This is a genomic window from Hymenobacter fodinae, assembly GCF_004745825.1.
GTDB classification, from domain to species: Bacteria; Bacteroidota; Bacteroidia; order Cytophagales; family Hymenobacteraceae; genus Hymenobacter; species Hymenobacter fodinae.
In genome coordinates this window covers 36,501-54,280 of sequence record NZ_SRLA01000002.1, presented here as the reverse complement: position 1 = coordinate 54,280, position 17,780 = coordinate 36,501, and the positions used below count along the sequence as shown (strand labels likewise).

Genomic DNA, 17,780 nt, shown 5'->3' with positions numbered 1-17,780 from the left:
TCCTTATTTACACAAAAGCCCTTTTGCTTCACGCAGAAGGGCTTTTTGTTTACCCAAGCTTCTTCACTTATGCCTAGCCGCATGGCTAGGCCACCCAGGAGTACGCCCCGACTAGCCTAGGCGCTTAGCCGGGCAGAAATCTTGTATCTTTAGGTTCGAAATTCTGTCCCCCCTCATTTCCAACCGAGTTTTACATGAGTACGAAGCTGCGTCTCATTATTCTGAGCTTTTTACAGTTTTTCATCTGGGGCTCATGGCTGATAACCATCGGGGCCTACTGGTTCCAGACCAAGCAATGGTCAGGGGCGCAGTTCGGAGCCATTTTCTCCACCATGGGCATTGCCTCCATCTTTATGCCCTCCCTGATGGGCATTGTGGCCGATAAGTGGATGAATGCCGAAAAGCTCTACGGCCTGCTGCACATTCTGGGCGGCGTGGTGCTCCTCACCATTCCCATGGTAGCCGACCCCGGCATGTTCTTCTGGGTGATTCTGCTGAACATGATCTTCTACATGCCCACGCTGGCGCTGTCCATTGCCGTGTCCTACTCGGTGCTGAAGCGTGAGGGGTTTAACATTGTGAAAGACTATCCACCGATTCGGGTGTGGGGTACCATTGGCTTTATTGTGGCCATGTGGACGGTGAGCTTGCTGGGTTTCGAGAAGTCGGCCAGTCAGTTCTACGTAGCCGCCGCCGCCGCCATCCTGCTAGGCTTCTACTCTTTCACGCTGCCCAAGTGCCCCCCTACCGCCAAGGATACGCCTAGCCGCTCCCTGGTGGATGTACTGGGCCTCAAGTCGTTTGCCCTGCTGCGCGACACCAAAATGCTCACCTTCTTCTTGTTTGCCCTGCTACTGGGCGCGGCCCTGCAGCTCACCAATGCCTACGGCGACACCTTCCTGCACGATTTTGACAAAGTACCGGCTTACCAAGATTCTTTCGCGGTGAAGTACCCGGCCATTATCATGTCTATCTCGCAGATTTCCGAGACGCTGTTCATCCTGGCTATTCCGTTCTTCTTGCGCCGCTTTGGCATCAAGCAGGTAATGCTGTTTAGCATGCTGGCCTGGGTACTGCGCTTCGGGCTACTGGCCTACGGCACCCCCGATAGCCCCGGCATCTGGCTGATTGTGCTTTCCTGCATTGTGTACGGTATGGCCTTCGACTTCTTCAATATCTCCGGTTCATTGTTCGTCGAAACCCAAACCGCTTCCTCCATCCGGGCCAGTGCCCAGGGCTTGTTCATGATGATGACCAACGGCTTTGGCGCCGTGCTAGGCAGCTCAGTAAGCGGTATTGTTATCGAGAAGTACTTCACAGCCGCCGATGGTATCACGAAGGACTGGCACAGCATCTGGCTGGCATTTGCCGCCTACGCCTTGGTTATTGCGGTACTCTTCGTGGTGCTCTTCAAGCATAAGCATAGCCCTCAGGAGCAGGACGATGCCGAGCCTTCGGAGCAGTTGCTGTCGGTAAACCAAGCCTAGGCCTGTCGCCCACCGTTCAACTAGTATCGCGCCGCTCGCGCCGTCCTTTGGGCGGTACGAGCGGCGCATTTTTTTACTTTCTTTAATAGTATATGACGTCAGAAATACCCGCTTTCGCGGCTGTAGCACCCAGCCGTACCAACGTATTTGATAGCAGCCACTACTTCCTACCGCTGGCATGGTTTCACCAGCACTTCGGGGTGTTGCCGCGCAAGCTCATTTTTCAGCTGGCCAACGCCGACGCCCGCGCCACCGTGCTGCAGGCCTTGGCGGCCCGTTACAACTTAGAGCAAGCCACCGTGGCCCACTCCGTTTACATTGAAAAGGTAGGCCAGGAGCCTGAGCTAAACGTATGGGCGCTGCATTTGGCCCCGCACCTGCTCCTGCTCGTCGGCGACCGTGATGTGTACACTGAGCGGGGTGTGCAGGTGTTTTATTCCCCCGCCACCGATGCCGCTGAGCTAGCTACCCTGCGCGAGCTGCTAATGGCCCACGTTGGCTCTGGGCAGCAAGAGCGTCAGCGCATTCATGCCCTGCGCCTGGCCTACAACGACCTGGAGTTTACTCCGCTGGAGATAAAGATTCCGGCGCTGGACCTGAGCACTCATTACAACGATGACCTGCTGCCCGCCCACGAAACGATTGTGCGGCGCCTACAACAGCCCCAGGATAAGGGCATCGTTATTCTGCACGGGCCGCCTGGCACCGGCAAAACAAGCTACATCCGCCACCTCTGTGGCCTCACCGACAAGCCCAAGCTATTTATCCCGCCTAACCTAGCCGCCCGCATTGCCGACCCCGAGTTTATCAACCTGCTCCACGACAATACCAACTCTATTCTCATTATCGAGGATGCGGAAGAGCTGCTGACCAAGCGCGATGCAACGGGCGGGGGACCAAGTGCCGTCAGTAACTTACTTAACATCTCCGACGGACTGCTGGCCGACTGCTTCCACATCCAGATTGTCTGCACCTTCAACACCGACCTTTCGCGCATTGACAGCGCCCTGCTGCGGAAGGGCCGCCTGATTGCCGCCTACCATTTCCAACCCCTCAGCGAGGCAAAGTCCGAGGCCCTTGCCGCCAGTCTAGGCCATAATACAGCGTTAGGCGCACCTACCTCGCTTGCCGATATTTATAATCGGGAAGAACAGGAGTTTACAGTATCTAAAACCGCTAAGCGCATCGGCTTTGGCGCCCGTGAGTGAGCCATAAAGTATAAAACTAGTATAAACCCAGTCTAAAAGTAGTAAAAGCAAAAAGCCGCTCTGCATATTGCAGAGCGGCTTTTTGTGCAATATAAGTGACTTTAGCAATTAAAACTGCTCGTCAGCCGAGAAGAAGAAGTCACCTTCGATCTGCGCGTTTTCGTCGGAGTCGGAACCGTGCACGGCATTGGCTTCGATGCTCTTAGCGTACTTCTTGCGGATAGTACCTTCAGCAGCTTGAGCAGGATTGGTAGCACCAATCAGGGTGCGGAAATCAGCTACAGCGTTGTCTTTCTCCAGGATAGCTGCCACGATAGGGCCCGACGACATGTACTTCACTAGGTCGCCGTAGAAGGGACGCTCAGCGTGTACTTCGTAGAATTTGCCGGCACGCTCAGGCGTCAGACGTACTTTTTTCAGCGACACGATGCGGAAACCGCCCTCTTCGATCATGCTCAGGATACCACCAATGTGGTTTTCCTGGGTAGCGTCGGGCTTAATCATCGTGAACGTGCGGTTGGTGGCCATACTATAGGGGCTAAAGTTGAAGTTGAAATGAACTCGTGAGGGGCCGCAAAACAAGAAGTTTGCGGCGGCAAAAGTAGCCGTTTTATTTGGTGTGGTGAAGCCTAGGCCAATTTCCTCTGGGGCGCGGCACGGTAAGCAAAGCCTAGACTATGTGCTAACCGCTCAGATTATTGAACCTTCTCGCGGCGCTACTGCTTCTGCCTTTTACGCAGAGGGTAACGCCAGCATCTGCTAGGCCAAGCCGTTACGGAGTTAACAACCAGCTAAATGCACCAATCTAAGGCTGGTTTTGTTGATACCCGGATTATTTCCGACTTTTGCCGTCTTTGTACGCGGCCTAACCGACCGAATTTCAGTCACCTACCCCGTAGGCAATGTCCACAATATCTGAGTTGAAGGAGCTGCTAGCGCAGCCCCGGCAGATCTTCATCACCACACACCACAAGCCCGACGCCGACGCGCTAGGCTCTTCCCTAGGCCTAGCGGGCTACCTACGCAAGAAGGGCCACTCCGTTACGGTGGTTACACCGTCGGACTATCCGAGCTTTCTGGCTTGGATGCCTGGCAACGACGACGTGGTAGTGTATGAGCCGCGCAAAAATGATGCGCAGGTGCGGGAAATTATTGGCACGGCCGAAGTGCTGTTTTGCCTCGATTTCTCTTGCCTGGGTCGCATTAGCGAGCTGGGCGAGTACGTGCGGCAGGCCCCCGGCACCAAGGTCCTCATCGACCATCACCAGGAGCCTGAGCAGTTCGCCGACCTCGATTACTCTAACTCTAAAGCAGCCGCTACGGCTGAGCTGGTGTTTGAGGTAATCCGCGACCTAGGCGACCAAGACCTCATTGATACTGGAATTGGCGAATGCCTGTACGCCGGTATCATGACGGATACGGGTTCGTTCCGCCACCCCAGCACCTCCCGCAATGTGCACCTAATTATTGCCGAGTTGCTCAACGCCGGCATAAACCTCTCCGACGTGCACCGCCGCATCTACGACTCCCACTCTGAAGAGCGCCTGCGCTTTTTGGGTTTCGTGCTGAAGGATAAGCTGGTGGTGCTGCGCGAGTACAACACGGCTTACATTGCTATTACGGCCGATGAATTACGCCAGTACCACTCTAAAACCGGCGACACGGAGGGCTTAGTGAACTTTGCGCTGAGCATTGAGGGTATTGTATTTGCGGCGGTGTTTATTGACCGCAGCCAGGCCATCAAAATTTCCTTCCGCTCGGTGGGCGACTTCTCCGTGAGTGAGTTCTCGCGCCGTCACTTTGAGGGCGGAGGCCACCATAATGCAGCCGGTGGCATTAGCCATATCCCGCTTGATAACACGGTAGACCGCTTTTTGAGCCTGCTGCCGCAATACCAGGCCGATCTGGTTACGGCCCCGTTGGCGGTGGTGCCGCCATCGGCATAATTCAGCGTAACTTGGCCGCATAGTTTGTCTAACTTCCTAACCCCTTTCATGCTCTTCCAACGCAACTTTCTGAGCCTGGCCCTCGCTGCCGGTGTTCTGGGCCTCGCTTCCTGCAACAAAGGCGGCGGCGACTTCGCCAAAACCAAGTCGGGCATCGAGTACAAAGTATTCAAAAACGAAGGCGGCAAGTACAACTCCCGCGACATTAATGCCGACGGTGACGCCACCTACAAAGACCGGATTGGCAAGATCATGGCGCTGCACGTGGAGTACCGCACCGGCAAAGACTCGGTGCTGTTCAACTCGCGCAAGCAGCAGTTGGGCTTTCCCGTACGCGTGCCGCTTGATTCCGTACGCAAAGCCCAGAAGGGTGGCCTAGAGGAAGCAATTTCGTTGCTGCAGCCCGGCGACTCGGCTGTGTTCCGCTTCAACGTAGATACCATCTTCGCTAAGTCGTTCCGTCAGCCAGTGCCCCCTTTCATGAAGAAGGCCGGCAAAACCATGACCATGTTTGTGAAAGTGGACAAAGTCCAAACTCGCGACGAGGCCATGGCTGATGTGCAGAAAATGCAGGTGGAGCAGCAGCAGAAAATGCAGGTGTACGCCAAGCAGCAGCTCAAGAAAGACGACGTTGTACTGCAAGACTACATCAAGAAGAACAACCTGAACGCCCAGAAAGACACTTCTGGCGTGTACTATGTAGTAACGCAGCCTGGTACGGGTGCTAAGCCCAAAGCTGGTCAGATTGTATCGGTACAGTACAAAGGCACACTGCTTGATGGCAAAGAGTTCGACTCTTCGGCCAAAGGCAACGGTGGCAAACCCATTGAATTCCCGATTGGCGTAGGCCAGGTAATTCCGGGGTGGGATAAGGCCATTCCGCTCCTGAACAAGGGCTCGAAGGCTACCATCCTGATTCCTTCTTCATTGGCCTACGGGCAGCGTGGCGCCGGCGCTAACATCCCGGCCGATGCCGTACTGCGCTTTGATGTGGAGCTGGTAGACGTGAAAAATGCGCCCACACAGCCTGCCGGCCCCAGCCAAGCCGACATTCAGCGGCAGATAGAGCAAATGCAGCAGCAACAACAGCAGCAGGGTCGATAGAGGCCTGACTAGCTTGTCTAACATTACCCCCGGTCCGGTGCAACCGGGCTGGGGGTTTTTGTATCTCCATTCCTGATAGCCCCTTTTTGTATGCGTAAGCCCCTATTGTTTTCCCGTTTACGGCCGGCTCTCCTGCTCGTGCTGTTTTTCTCGCTCACCTCGCCCGTGTTGTTTTCCTGCATGAAAAACAACGATCCGGCTTTGGACACAACCGATTACTCGGCCCGCGACGAGGAGATTCTCAAGGCCTACATTACCGCTAACAACCTCACCGCCCAGCGCCAAGCATCGGGCTTGTACGTGGTAATGACCCAGGCCGGCACGGGCGCCCTCCCAACCAAAGGCCAAACCGTTTCGGTACTTTACACCGGTACCACTCTCGACGGGAAAGTTTTTGATTCGACTACCAATCGTGGCAACAAACCTTTTGAGTTTCCCATTGGCCAAGGCGCAGTAATTCCGGGCTGGGATGAGGGCATTGCCCTGCTGAACAAAGGAGCCAAAGCTACCTTGCTTATTCCTTCGGGTTTGGCCTACGGTGCTTACGGCGTGGGGCCCATCCCGCCAAACACAGTGCTGCGCTTTGACGTGGAGCTGACAGATATTAAGTAATTTCAGGACGCCGGAACCGTTCTATAGTTCTGCTTCCATTTTCTTGCTTTACCCATGCGTAACGTATTTCTCCTGACCCGTCCTACTCTACTGCTCCGCCTGGCGGCTCTGCTGCTGGTTGCTGCCCCGGTTCTTTCCGGTTGCGACTCCAAAGGCAGCATTGCTAAGCAAACTGAAAAGCTCATTGAGCAGCAAAAAGCAGCTGATGAAGCTACTATTCAGGCCTATCTGACCCGGCACAATATCAACGGTTCTAATTATACCCGTACCGCCGATGGCTTGTACCTGATCAACGTGAAAGAAGGCGCCTCCTCGGAGCCTCTCATTGTGGCAGGCAAGCGGGTAACCACTGTGTATGTAGGCAAATACATTGGCGAAGCCAATGATGGGCAGGAGTTTGATAATTCCAGCAACAACCGGACAGCTTGCGGATGTCTCAACTTTACTGTGGGAGCAAACAGCGTAATTCAGGGCTGGGAAAAGGCTGTTCTCACGATGCGTAAAGGTGACCGTAAGCTGCTGCTAGTTCCCTCTAACTTGGCGTACGGCCAAGCAGGAAATACTAGCATTGCGCCTAATACGCCCTTGCTGTTCGATATGGAAATAATCGACGTAAAATAAACCTAAGATGGCCTACAGCTCTCAAACTTGGCTTCTGCGCCTCTCTCTGCTTGTAGCAGCTGGAAGAGCTATGAGCCCAGTGCTAGGCCAGCAGGCTCTTCCTACCACCCCGCTTCAGGCCTCCCCCGATAGCTTACTGGCGCGGGCCACGCAAACTACCTCGGGGCTGCGGTATACAGTGCGTCAACCAGGTAAAGGCCCCACGGCCCACTCCGGCGATAAGGTAACGGTACACTACACCGGTTTCCTGCCTAATGGTCACGTCTTCGACGCTTCTGTAAAGCAGGGTGGCCCGCTGAAAGTACGCGTAGGCCGCGGCGAGGTCATTAAAGGCTGGGATGAAGCGCTGCAGCTCTTGCCAGAAGGTACGCGGGCCCGCCTCTGGATTCCGGCCCGACTGGCCTACGCGGCCAAGGGCGTTCGGGACCCCGATGATGACCGCCGCTACCTGGTCCCGCCGCAGACAGATCTGGTGTTCGAAGTTGAGATTCTACGGGTAAAATAGTTTGCTGAAGACCTGGCCCCGCTACTCTGTATCACGCAGACGGCGGGGCCAGTTTTTATAATGTCTGAACAGGCCTAGGCCGGTGTCATCTGTTTTCTCGCCTTGCGCCAAGCGTTACTACCCACAAGCTGGCGCATCATTCCATTAGCATGTTCCTTTCTCGTATGTATGCCGCGTGGCCCGCTTTGTTGGGCATGGCGGGCCTCATGTCCTTTCAGGGCGACCCTTCCAGCTTCAACCGGTTGCGCTCCGGCGTAGAATACCGCATTTATCACCGGGAAAACGGTAAATATGTACGTCGCCCGGCGCAAGCGCCCACCGGTGACCCAACCTACACTAGCCGCATCGGGCAGATTATTAGCCTGCACATGGAGTTCCGGACTGGGCGTGACTCGGTGCTGATGAACTCCCGTCAGCAGTCCGGGGGGCAGCCAGCCCGGGTCCCGCTTGATACTATCCGTAGCAGCCAACGGGGAGGCATTGAGGAAGCCGTATCGTTACTGCAGCCCGGCGACTCCGCTGTGTTCCGCTTCAATGCCGACTCGGTTTTTGCCAAATCATTCCGACAGCCGGTGCCTCCCTTCATCCGGAAGGCGGGCAATACCCTCGTGGTAGTGGCTAAAGTAGATAAAATCCAGACCCAGGAGGCGGCCATGCAGGAGGTGCAGGAGCTAATGCGCCAAGCCCAGGAGAAAGAAAAGCAGCAGGCCGCTCAACGCCTCGTGCAGGAAGACGCTCGTATTCAGGCCTACCTCAAGCAGAACAAGCTGAAGGGCGTGAAAGCGCCCGGGGGAGTGTACTACGTAATTACCAAACCTAGCACGGGCGCCAAGCCTCAGGCCGGTCAAACGGTTTCGGTACTCTACAAAGGCATGCTGCTTGACGGAAAGGTATTTGACTCTTCGGAGCGCAATGGAAACCAGCCCATTGAATTTCCGCTAGGCCAGGGCCGTGTTATTCCTGGCTGGGACCAAGGCATTGCCCTACTCAATAAGGGCAGCAAGGCCATACTTCTTATTCCCTCGTCCCTGGCCTACGGTTCCCGCGGTGCCGGCGCCGATATTCCCCCGAATGCTATTCTGCGCTTCGATGTAGAATTAGTAAACATCAAGTAGTCACAACTAACTAAACGGCCCTGCTGAACAATGCTCAGCAGGGCCGTTTAGTTAGTTGTGAAGCTTGGTACGTGCGTTAAAGCTCGGCCAGCACCTCCGATAGCACAGAAAGGGAGCGGACGTCGCCGAGGCGCTCTACGTGCAGCTGGTAATAACGAATGAGCACGCCCAGCAGCTCCCGCCGCACGCGGCCATTAGGAATTTGTGCCGCGTCAGGAGTGCGGAGCAAGTCATCAAAGTGCTGTTCGAATTCCTGGAAGCGCAGCGCCGTGGGACCGTGCCCCATGGTTGCGCCCGGCGCTTCGGCCCCAAAGGCCACCTGAGAAGTTATTTGTTCGCCTGTTTCGGGGCCGAAACCCAGGTACTGGCTCAGTTGCAGCAGAAAGATCAGGGCAAAATTCTCAAAGCCTTCTTCCTGCCGGTCAAATGCCAAGATAGAGTCGTGCAGGAAGTTGAAGAGCGGCTCATTTTCTTCTTCTTCGAGCAGCACCCGGCTTACTACTTCTGAGAGAAATAACGCTATACTACTCTTGCGCACATCGTAAGGGAGCGTTCGAAAGGGCTCCGCGCACCGGTACTCCGAGAGGCGCGTAATGCCGCCTTGGCGCGAAGTGTAGGCCACTAAGTCCAGCATCGTGAAGGGCTGAAACAGCGCAATACGGCCCGGTGGCTTGGCCTTGCGAACCCCGTTTACGAGGTAGCTCTGCAACCCCAAGCGTTCCGTATAAATCCGGGCGATAATGCTGGTTTCGCGGTAGCGGATGAAGTTGAGAACGATACCGCGGGTCTTGATTAACATGCAAAGAGAGCTGAGGTGGCGTCTTGAATACGTTGAGGCGGACAGATTGGCTATTTGGCCAGACTACTGGCCTAGCACATAAGAACAAGCGGTACTAACTCGCCCGTTCCCGAAAATCAGCCCCTAGGCCACTATTTCAAGGTAGCGGGCTATTTTTCTACCACGGCCACTTTGCTGATGCAGCCGTTTTTCCCATCCGCATCCGACGAGAGCACCAGGTATACCCCCGACTGCACTTTGCGCCCATTATAGTCAGCTAGGTTCCAGATAACGGTGCCGCCATTGGCCCGGGTCTGGTACACCAACTTACCCGTCACGTCCGTGATTTTTACCTGGGCGTTGTTGGCTAGGCCTGAAATGCCCACCTGCCCGGTAAAGTTGGTCCGAACCGGGTTTGGCGACACTTTTGCGCAGCTGGGCTTGCCTTCTGTGATGGTAGCGGAGCCGCGGTAGGCCACTACCCCTGCATCGGTAGCCACGAAAACTTCGCCGGTTTTATCGTTCACATCCACATCTACGATGCGGTCGGAGGGCAAGGGGCTGTTGGCGGTGGTGAAATGCTCCAGGGCTTCGGTCGCATCTTCATTGAACAGCCACAGGCCCCGGTCGGTGGCAAACCACTTGCGGTTCGCGCCATCTACGGCAATAGCCCGTACGGCTTCCCCACCCAGTGCCACAAAGCCGGTGCCTTCCCCGCGCCGCACATAGGGCGTTTGAAAGCCTAGGCCAGTGCTGGGGTCGAAGGCCGAAACGGGGTCGTTGAAGACGGCTGGCCCCTTAATAGTAGCCACCCAGATGTCACCTTGCCGGTCTTTCACAATATCATAAATCTCACCCGAGGGCAGGCCGTCGCTTTCGGAAAAAGAGCGGATAGCGCGGCTCTCTTGATTATAGGCCACCAGGCCTAGCTGGGTCCCGACTGGTGCGCGGGCTCTCGATAGCCAGACGCCGCCCACATCATCGAGGGCAATACGCTCCAGGTTTTCGCTGCCGCTGAAGTACGGAATGGCTGCCCAGGTAGTAGCGATAGGGTCGAATGTGAATACACCCGAAAGGCCCGGTATCTGGTGGCGGTTAACCACCCACACCTTGCCGTCTGAGTCAGTAGTAATATCCGTTACCCGGGTATAGGTTACGTCGGCAATTGGGCTACGCAGGGGGTTAGGCAAGCCCGAGGTGGGGTTAAACAATCGGAAATTACCAGGTCCCTTCCACTCCAACACTCCATTGCCGTAGCTGGCCACGTAGAGGGTGCCATCGGGGGTACGAGTGCCGCGGACCGGATCAAGCAGGTTGGGATACTGCGCGGCCGAGAGCAAAGTAGAATTAGTATTCTGCCACTGCCCCTTGGCGTACTCGTAAAAGCCCAGCTGGCTACGTTCCTGCAGGTACCGGTCGCCGTAAGCGCCGCTGAAGACATCCACCGTGTTGGTACGAGCATCGGCTAGCACACTGTATGACTTGGTACTGGCAGGGGCATTGGTAAGGAACTGTTCTGCCTGTTGTCCGTTGGCCGACACGCGCAACAACCCGTTAGTGAAGTCGGCCAGAAAATAATTGCCGTCTTTACTCCGCACGGTGGCTCGCGGGTTCTGGAGCAGGGCCGGGCGTAGCGTAGTTGTCACCACCCCGGTAACCGGGTTCAGCACCGATATCTTCTGATTATCGGTTACGAGCAAGCCTGCCCGCGAAGACGTGAGCTGGCGAAACTCCACACCCGTTACGCCCTGCACGGGCCGCCAGCCTTGCGCTGGCTGACCAGGGTTATATCCATACAGCCGGTCACCGTTGATACCGAGGTACACCACGCCGTTGTGCGCCCCCAGCGCTTGGAAAGGATTACCGGGGCGCGCCGCAAAATCAACCGTCCAGGCACGGTAATCGAGTAGGTTATCGGTGAGACGGGCACGCAGTACGCCGGCAGAAGTGGCCGCAAACAGCACACCGTTGGCGGCAGCCGTGGAGTATACCTCTACCACGGTACCACCCGGCCCAATATTGGTGTACGAGTCCCGAATTTCTAGCTTGCCTAAATCGACCGCCACAATGCCAAAGCTGCAGGCCAGGTAGGCAATTTTGTTGCTGATGCTAATGTGGTTGATTGTTTTACTCCCCTGAATTTCCTTACGCGCAATATCATTCAGGTTGAGAATGGCTCCGTCGGACAGGCGCAGAATATCGAGGTTGGTGGAGCGGTAGGCCACTACCACCTGCTGACTCACGGAGTCGTAGGCTAGGGTGTTGACGCCTACATCGTGCAGCCCGTCGCGCCGCGAGAGCAGCCGGGTGGTGTTGAGCTGCTTGTCGAAGTAGAAAAAGGCGTCTTCCGTAGCTACATACACCCGGTTGCCCACATCGGCCAGAGCCTTGGCCCGGTTGATGGGCAGGTGCAACTGCCAGTCGCCGAAGCCCGCCGTTGACTGGCCTAGCGCCGCAGGAAGCATGAACAGCAGAAAACCGAGGCTAAACACGGCCCGGCGCAGGCGTACTAGTAGTGTCATCGGCAGGAAGTTGCGACGCGAAGTAGGAACCGGCAAAGTAACGAGGAGCGCTAGGCTTTAGTGCAGTAGCTCGCACTGAGGTATAGTAGGCCACGCTGGTCGTTAGGAGCTGCAAGGCTACCTCAGCACTGGCCTAGCGCACGGCCGCTTTGCTAACGGGCTCTGCGGTTTTCTCCTTCATTCCTTCCTGAAAGCAGTAGCGGCAGCGGGCCTCATACGCATCCGTTTCTCCCAGCAAGATCTTGTCTTCCGAAGCAGCAACGCGAAAGGAGTAGGAAGCAATTTCTCCGCAGCACACGCAAATGGCGTGTACTTTCGTCACGAATTCCGCTACGGCCATTAGTGCGGGCATGGGCCCGAATGGCTTACCCAGAAAGTCCATGTCAAGGCCGGCCACAATTACACGAGTGCCTTGGTTGGCCAGCTGCACGCACACCTCCACCAAGGACTCATCAAAGAACTGAGCTTCGTCGATGCCTACTACGTCGCAGCCCCCGGCCAGCAGGAGCATTTCCTGCGCAATGGGCACGGGCGTGGAGCGGATGCTGTTGGCATTGTGCGACACCACATCCTCCACGTGGTAACGGGTATCGAGGGCGGGCTTGAAAATTTCAACCCGCTGCCGGGCAATTTTAGCACGATTTAGCCGCCGAATCAGCTCCTCCGTTTTACCCGAAAACATGGAGCCGCACACAACCTCAATCCAGCCCCGGCGAGCTACGCCCGGACCCGTACCAACGCGGGGTTCTATAAACACAAACTTGTCAGTTAGCAGTGGGCAAGGGTCAGGATCCTGACAACCTTGGGAACCTCTAAAGTACAGCTTTCGGCCGCTAGCCTCAAAGCCAAGGCGGCCATTTTCCGCGAGCCTCCAGCGGCCTAGTCAGCTATGGTCTACACCAAACCGTTTGCTATCAATCGGATACGGCGCCCCCTTGTGGCCTAGTTACTTTTACCCGGGCCGCTAGTACCAAGCCCTTACGGTTGGTCGTTGAGGTAGGTCACGTGCGGGAACTGCACGGGCTCGGGCACCCGACCTATCACGTCGCCGGCAGGTAGCCGCGTTTGGCAGGTAAGCCGCTCGGTGGGCAACAGGCGGCCCAGCGCCCGGTAGCGTAACTCGGCGTCGGAATGCGGCGTTAGGAGGTCGGCTCCGTGTAATACGTGCAGCCGGCAGGTAGTGCAGCGCCCCTTGGCGCCACAGGCATGCATCCAGTCGTGGCCGGCGGCTTGCAGCGCGGCCAGCAGCGTGGCGCCGGGCGGCACCGAAACCGGAGCCGCAGGCAGATTTTGAACCGTTAGAGTGGGCATCTTTCCCTAAATTGCCCGTTGAATCAGGCTTTCAATGAACAACAAATATAGCCTCGCCAAGCGCGAACATTACGGGCGGCTATTGGCCGCTTTGCTCTGCGACCAGCACTTCGGGGCCCGCCCCACGGCCACGCTCGATGGTCCGGCCGTACTGCGCTTTACACCCATCCGGCAGGTAAACCTGTTTGTGGTGCAGCAACTGCTAGGCCAGTGGATGGCGGAAATGGGCAACCTGCGCAGCCCGTACTTTGATTTTGAGGACGCGGAAGTACGCCAGGCCCTCACGCAATTCATGAACGTACTGTCGCGCCGCATCAAGCTAAGCCGGCCCGTGTTCGAACCCTTGCTGGCCCAGGCTATCTGCGACACGCTCCTGGGCGGCATCGACCCTGCCGAAACCTTCGGGCAGAAACTACTCGGAGAACAAGCAAACACCTCCCCGGAGAAGCTGCGCGATACGCTGCGCTACCTGGATATAAACAAACCCCTCTTTGCGGGCTTTCTCGACACCCTTCCGGCCGAGGAAGTGCAGGAGCGGGACTATTTACTGAGCCGTTTCCGCCTCTACGTTAAGTCGAACGGGCAGGATCAGCACCCGCTGGCTAGTCTTGTGCAGGAGTTTAATGCGTTGCTACCGCTCACGGAGGCTGACTTATTTGAAGAGGCAGCACCCAGCCCAACCACAGCCCAGCCAGCAGCAGCTGCCCCTGAGAAGACCGCCTCTGTTGATGCTCCTGCGCCCGTGGCGGTAGCCCCCCCACCGCCTGCCTCAGAGCCAAAAGTCCCAGCCGCATCGCCTCCAGCAACAGAGGGCAATAATGCGACAGCACCAGAAACGCCAGCTACTGGCGTGCCGCTCTATGCCAAATTAAAAGCCGAGCAGCCCGCTGCTCCTTCCCTCAGCGAAACCCTGCGCCAAGAGCGCCCCGCCGCGGCTACGCTGGCCGAAAAAGCCCCCAAAGTGGAATCGTTGCGGGAGGCTATTTCTATCAACCAGCGGTTTAGCTTCATCAATGAGCTTTTCAATGGGGAGAATATGGAGTACCACTCCGTTATTCAGTACCTGGATACCCTGCCTAACGCAGAATCAGCTAAGCGCTATGTGACGGAAAACTTGTCGGCGCAGTACAACTGGTCGCGCAAGGAAGAGCACGTGAATAAGCTTCTGAAGCTTATTGACCGTAAGTTCGCCTAAGTCAGCGCGTAATCTGCTGCTACACAAAAGGCCCCTGATGTGCACCGGTTTAGTAGTGCACACCAGGGGCCTTTTGTGTGGTAGCCTAGGCCTATCAGTTTGAAGATTTACTATGCTGATAGGCCTAGGAGGCTAAGTTCGTTGGCTTGTTAGCGTTCCAGATCCTGCTTGCGGTAGGCATCAATAGCTAGGAGAATAAACAGCAACGTGGTAAACGACCACAGCGAGGAGCCTCCGTAGCTGAAAAAGGGCAGTGGAATACCCACCACGGGCGCTAGGCCTATCGTCATCCCGATGTTGACGCAGAAGTGGAAAAAGATAATACTGGCCACGCAGTATCCGTACGTGCGCCCAAAAACTGATTTCTGGCGCTCCGCCACATACAGGATTCGCCCGAGCAAGGTCATGAACAGGATGATGACCACCATGGTCCCAACCCAGCCCCACTCCTCCCCTACCGTGCAGAAGATAAAGTCGGTGCTTTGCTCGGGCACGAAGTCGAACTTGGTTTGAGTTCCTTGTAGAAAGCCCTTGCCCGCGAACCCACCCGAACCAATAGCAATCTTGGACTGCGTCACGTTCCAGCCCACGCCCAGGGGGTCGGCGGAGGGGTTAATGAGAACTTCGATCCGCTTGCGCTGGTGCGCCTGCAGCACGTTGTTGAAGAAAAAGTCTACCCCAAACACCATCCCAACTACTACTGCCCACACTGACAGCGCCAACACCAGATGATGCCGGAATACTCGGGGGTTAAAAGCAAATACCAGCCCCAGCAAAACGGTAAATGAGCCTACCAGCCACAGCTTGGGCACCAGCAAAGAGAGAATAAGTACCGCGCCGGCCGCAGCTAAAATCAACAGGATAAGCGGCGACATCCCCTCCCGAAAGTACGCCAGCAGGAAAGCTCCAAACACCAAGGCCTGGCCCGTCTCGTTGGCCGCAATGATGAGCAGTGGTGGTAGCAAAGTAAGCCCAGCCAGCACCAGCTGGTCGCGGAAGTTTTGCTGGCGCAGGTTGATGCCTGCCATATAGCGCGATACGGCCAGGGCCGTAATAAACTTGGCAAACTCGGCGGGCTGCAGGCGCACCGGGCCCAGTTCCAGCCAAGAGCGGGAGCCCGCAATAGGCCTAGCAATGAAGGGCGTAACGATTAGCAGCAGAATCATGGCCCCGTAAAGCACAAACGCGAAGGTGTCGTAGGCTTTATAGTCGATTACGAGTAGTACCACAATGAGCACCACCGCCGTCCCAATCCACAGAATCTGCTTGAACCAGTTGAAAGCCATGAGTTCCTGAAAGCTCAAGTGACTGAACGGGTTGGCCGGTGCATCGGGGGAGTAGCTGGCGGCATACACGCTCAGCCAGCCAACGCCCACCATCAGCAGGTAGAGCAGAACCGTCACCCAATCAATGCTACGCGAATATCTGGCCGGAGAAGTGGGCATATGGGTATTATTCAGGGCGAGACACTACCTCTGGCTTGGCGGTTAGGCCAGGGGTCAGAAGTCTACCTTCGCCTGCTTACCAGAATTAGTGGTGTCTAACAAATCGTTCGGCTGGCCCTGGCAGCCAGTTTTCCCAGCGCTTACGCCAGGGGGCTACGTTACCGCGCAGATACTTTTCCATGACCAGGGCGGCCAAGGGCGCTGCTGAGCTACCCCCGAACCCCGCATTTTCGATAAACACAGCAATGGCAATCTTGGGGTCCTCGGCGGGGGCAAAAGCGGCGAAGGTAGCGTGGTCGTCGCCGTGGGGGTTTTGCACGGTACCAGTTTTCCCGGCCACTGATATTCCCACGTCCAAGAGGCTGGCATTGCTACCCGTACCACCGCGCCCATCTACTACGCCCTGCATACCCGGGATTATCTCGTCGAAGTGAATGGGGTCGACGCCGACGGTGTGCCGCACAGTGTATTGGGGTAGCGGCCCGCCCTGCCCAATGCCTTTCACAAAGTGCGGCGTGTAGTACCAGCCCCGGTTGGCGATGGTGGCCATAATGTTGGCCATCTGGAGACCCGTAATACCAATTTCGCCCTGACCAATGCTAAGCGAGTACACGGTGCGGTAACTCCAGCGGTGGTATCCGTTGCGCTTGTCGTAGAAATCAGGCGAAGGAATCAGGCCCTTCTTTTCCTGCGACAGGTCGACGCCCAGCTTTTCGCCTAAGCCAAACTGCATCACCTTACGGCGCCACTCGCCCAGGCCTAGCCGGGCATCCTCAAACTTATTGGCTGAGCGTCCGCGCAGCACGGCCGCCCGCATTACTTGGTAGAAATAGGGGTTGCAGCTGTTTTTGATGGCAATACCTACGTTGCTCGGGTGCTCGTGGCGGTGGGTGCAGCGCACTAGCTTCCAGTTACACGCAAACCCGGTTTGAGGCGTTACCACTCCCATTTGCAGGGCCACCAGCTCATTGACCAACTTGAAGGTAGAGCCTGGAGGATAAGTGGCCATCAGGGGGCGGTTGAACAGAGGGCGCTCGGGGTTGTTGAGCAGCTCCATGTAGCGGTTCCCCATCCCCTTGCCGGAAAGTGTAGCCGGGTCAAACATCGGCGCCGATACGAAGGCCAATATTTCGCCCGTTTTAGGGTCAAGCGCTACCACCGAGCCGCGCTTACCGGCCATCAGCTGCTCAGCGTAGGCCTGCAGGTCAGAGTCGATGCTCAGGTGCAGGTCTTGGCCGGCAATGGACAGTGTATCAAACTCGCCGCCCCGGAACGCACCTTTCTCAATGCCGCGCACATTTACCATGCGGTACTGCACGCCCCGCCGCCCCATGAGCTGGGTCTCGTAGAACGACTCTAGGCCAGTAATTCCGAGAAACTCGCCGGCCATATATTTTGAATACTTAGGCTTTTCTAGGAAAGCAGGCGTAATAGCTCCCACGTAGCCCAGGGCGTGGGCCATGGTTTTGGTGTTGTAGGAGCGTGCCATCCGGGCCTTGATGCTGAAGCCCGGAAAGTCGATCAGGTTGTCTTGAATGGCGGCTAGTTCGGCGGCGCTCAGGTTCTGCACCAACGGCGAAGCCTTCACGCGGCTGTACGCGCGGGCCGCCTTCATGCTCTCCCGCACTTCCTCAACGGGTAGTTGCAGCAGCTGGCAAAAACGCACGGTATCGAGCTTTTTCACCTCCCGCGGCACCATCATCAGGTCATACACGGGCGTGTTTTGTACCAGAATCTGGTCCTTGCGGTCATAAATTAAGCCCCGGTACGGCGCCTGCACAATGCGCTGTAAGGTATTGCGGTCGGCGGCAAGCTTATAGCTGCCGTCCAGCACCTGAATGTAGAAAAGGCGTGACGCGAAAAGCAGCGCCACGGCCAGAAAAATGGCGTGGACCACGTATTTGCGGCCTTCGAGGTATTGCAAAGCGGTG

At 56.6% G+C, this 17,780-nt stretch carries 16 protein-coding genes; 9 read left to right on the top strand and 7 right to left on the bottom strand.

Annotation, left to right across the window (positions count from 1 at the left end; all coding sequences use genetic code 11):
• The first annotated feature begins 194 nt into the window (after positions 1-194).
• Positions 195-1,487, top strand: coding sequence for a nucleoside permease (locus EU556_RS07380; protein WP_135432766.1), 1,293 nt, complete (start codon positions 195-197; stop codon positions 1,485-1,487).
• A 92-nt stretch (positions 1,488-1,579) separates the two neighbouring features.
• The gene (locus EU556_RS07375; RefSeq protein ID WP_135432764.1) at positions 1,580-2,695 is read left to right on the top strand and encodes an AAA family ATPase; all 1,116 of its coding nucleotides are present in this window, start codon (positions 1,580-1,582) and stop codon (positions 2,693-2,695) included.
• 108 nt (positions 2,696-2,803) lie between these two features.
• Here the strand turns inward: EU556_RS07375 and EU556_RS07370 are convergent, their stop codons facing one another.
• A complete protein-coding gene (locus EU556_RS07370; protein ID WP_135432762.1) occupies positions 2,804-3,223 on the bottom strand; it encodes a nucleoside-diphosphate kinase in 420 nt (139 codons plus the stop codon).
• Positions 3,224-3,597: 374 nt separating this feature from the next.
• Between EU556_RS07370 and EU556_RS07365 the strand changes: the two genes are divergently transcribed.
• The 6 genes from EU556_RS07365 to EU556_RS07340 all read left to right on the top strand — a co-directional run bounded on the left by EU556_RS07365 (position 3,598) and on the right by EU556_RS07340 (position 8,598).
• Positions 3,598-4,641 carry a DHH family phosphoesterase gene (locus tag EU556_RS07365; RefSeq protein WP_135432760.1) on the top strand — a complete coding sequence of 348 codons (1,044 nt, stop codon included), beginning with the start codon at positions 3,598-3,600 and terminating at the stop codon, positions 4,639-4,641.
• Positions 4,642-4,689: 48 nt separating this feature from the next.
• Positions 4,690-5,745: an FKBP-type peptidyl-prolyl cis-trans isomerase gene (locus EU556_RS07360; protein WP_135432758.1), complete on the top strand. Its 1,056-nt coding sequence runs from the start codon at positions 4,690-4,692 to the stop codon at positions 5,743-5,745.
• Positions 5,746-5,835: 90 nt separating this feature from the next.
• Positions 5,836-6,357, top strand: a complete 522-nt coding sequence (locus tag EU556_RS07355; RefSeq protein WP_135432756.1) for an FKBP-type peptidyl-prolyl cis-trans isomerase — start codon at positions 5,836-5,838, stop codon at positions 6,355-6,357.
• Positions 6,358-6,411: 54 nt separating this feature from the next.
• Positions 6,412-6,978: an FKBP-type peptidyl-prolyl cis-trans isomerase gene (locus EU556_RS07350; protein ID WP_135432754.1), complete on the top strand. Its 567-nt coding sequence runs from the start codon at positions 6,412-6,414 to the stop codon at positions 6,976-6,978.
• A gap of 70 nt (positions 6,979-7,048) precedes the next feature.
• Positions 7,049-7,483, top strand: coding sequence for an FKBP-type peptidyl-prolyl cis-trans isomerase (locus EU556_RS07345; protein WP_167855498.1), 435 nt, complete (start codon positions 7,049-7,051; stop codon positions 7,481-7,483).
• Positions 7,484-7,632: 149 nt separating this feature from the next.
• Positions 7,633-8,598, top strand: coding sequence for an FKBP-type peptidyl-prolyl cis-trans isomerase (locus EU556_RS07340; protein ID WP_245327520.1), 966 nt, complete (start codon positions 7,633-7,635; stop codon positions 8,596-8,598).
• Positions 8,599-8,674: 76 nt separating this feature from the next.
• Here the strand turns inward: EU556_RS07340 and recO are convergent, their stop codons facing one another.
• The 4 genes from recO to EU556_RS07320 all read right to left on the bottom strand — a co-directional run bounded on the left by recO (position 8,675) and on the right by EU556_RS07320 (position 13,209).
• A complete protein-coding gene (gene recO / locus EU556_RS07335; protein WP_135432750.1) occupies positions 8,675-9,397 on the bottom strand; it encodes a DNA repair protein RecO in 723 nt (240 codons plus the stop codon).
• Between the two features lie 149 nt (positions 9,398-9,546).
• Positions 9,547-11,898, bottom strand: coding sequence for a type IX secretion system anionic LPS delivery protein PorZ (gene porZ / locus EU556_RS07330; RefSeq protein ID WP_135432748.1), 2,352 nt, complete (start codon positions 11,896-11,898; stop codon positions 9,547-9,549).
• A 133-nt stretch (positions 11,899-12,031) separates the two neighbouring features.
• Positions 12,032-12,655, bottom strand: coding sequence for a thymidine kinase (locus EU556_RS07325; protein ID WP_135432746.1), 624 nt, complete (start codon positions 12,653-12,655; stop codon positions 12,032-12,034).
• A 221-nt stretch (positions 12,656-12,876) separates the two neighbouring features.
• On the bottom strand, positions 12,877-13,209 hold the full coding sequence (locus EU556_RS07320; RefSeq protein ID WP_135432744.1) for a 2Fe-2S iron-sulfur cluster-binding protein: 333 nt from the start codon (positions 13,207-13,209) through the stop codon (positions 12,877-12,879).
• 34 nt (positions 13,210-13,243) lie between these two features.
• Here EU556_RS07320 and EU556_RS07315 point away from each other — a divergent pair, with 34 nt between their 5' ends.
• Positions 13,244-14,404, top strand: coding sequence for a hypothetical protein (locus tag EU556_RS07315; protein WP_135432742.1), 1,161 nt, complete (start codon positions 13,244-13,246; stop codon positions 14,402-14,404).
• Between the two features lie 149 nt (positions 14,405-14,553).
• Here EU556_RS07315 and rodA read toward each other — a convergent pair whose 3' ends face one another.
• Both rodA and mrdA read right to left on the bottom strand, forming a co-directional pair.
• Positions 14,554-15,849 (bottom strand): rod shape-determining protein RodA, encoded by a 1,296-nt coding sequence (gene rodA / locus EU556_RS07310; RefSeq protein ID WP_135432740.1) that lies wholly within the window; start codon positions 15,847-15,849, stop codon positions 14,554-14,556.
• A gap of 85 nt (positions 15,850-15,934) precedes the next feature.
• A complete protein-coding gene (mrdA, locus tag EU556_RS07305) occupies positions 15,935-17,773 on the bottom strand; it encodes a penicillin-binding protein 2 (RefSeq protein WP_135432738.1) in 1,839 nt (612 codons plus the stop codon).
• Between the last annotated feature and the right edge of the window lie 7 nt (positions 17,774-17,780).

Excerpts from the sequence above, each read along its gene's own strand:
- EU556_RS07380 (WP_135432766.1), top strand. The coding sequence starts at position 195 with ATGAGTACGAAGCTGCGTCTCATTATTCTGAGCTTTTTACAGTTTTTC.
- EU556_RS07375 (WP_135432764.1), top strand. The coding sequence starts at position 1,580 with ATGACGTCAGAAATACCCGCTTTCGCGGCTGTAGCACCCAGCCGTACC.
- EU556_RS07370 (WP_135432762.1), bottom strand. The coding sequence starts at position 3,223 with ATGGCCACCAACCGCACGTTCACGATGATTAAGCCCGACGCTACCCAG.
- EU556_RS07365 (WP_135432760.1), top strand. The coding sequence starts at position 3,598 with ATGTCCACAATATCTGAGTTGAAGGAGCTGCTAGCGCAGCCCCGGCAG.
- EU556_RS07360 (WP_135432758.1), top strand. The coding sequence starts at position 4,690 with ATGCTCTTCCAACGCAACTTTCTGAGCCTGGCCCTCGCTGCCGGTGTT.
- EU556_RS07355 (WP_135432756.1), top strand. The coding sequence starts at position 5,836 with ATGCGTAAGCCCCTATTGTTTTCCCGTTTACGGCCGGCTCTCCTGCTC.
- EU556_RS07350 (WP_135432754.1), top strand. The coding sequence starts at position 6,412 with ATGCGTAACGTATTTCTCCTGACCCGTCCTACTCTACTGCTCCGCCTG.
- EU556_RS07345 (WP_167855498.1), top strand. The coding sequence starts at position 7,049 with ATGAGCCCAGTGCTAGGCCAGCAGGCTCTTCCTACCACCCCGCTTCAG.
- EU556_RS07340 (WP_245327520.1), top strand. The coding sequence starts at position 7,633 with ATGTTCCTTTCTCGTATGTATGCCGCGTGGCCCGCTTTGTTGGGCATG.
- recO (WP_135432750.1), bottom strand. The coding sequence starts at position 9,397 with ATGTTAATCAAGACCCGCGGTATCGTTCTCAACTTCATCCGCTACCGC.
- porZ (WP_135432748.1), bottom strand. The coding sequence starts at position 11,898 with ATGACACTACTAGTACGCCTGCGCCGGGCCGTGTTTAGCCTCGGTTTT.
- EU556_RS07320 (WP_135432744.1), bottom strand. The coding sequence starts at position 13,209 with ATGCCCACTCTAACGGTTCAAAATCTGCCTGCGGCTCCGGTTTCGGTG.
- EU556_RS07315 (WP_135432742.1), top strand. The coding sequence starts at position 13,244 with ATGAACAACAAATATAGCCTCGCCAAGCGCGAACATTACGGGCGGCTA.
- rodA (WP_135432740.1), bottom strand. The coding sequence starts at position 15,849 with ATGCCCACTTCTCCGGCCAGATATTCGCGTAGCATTGATTGGGTGACG.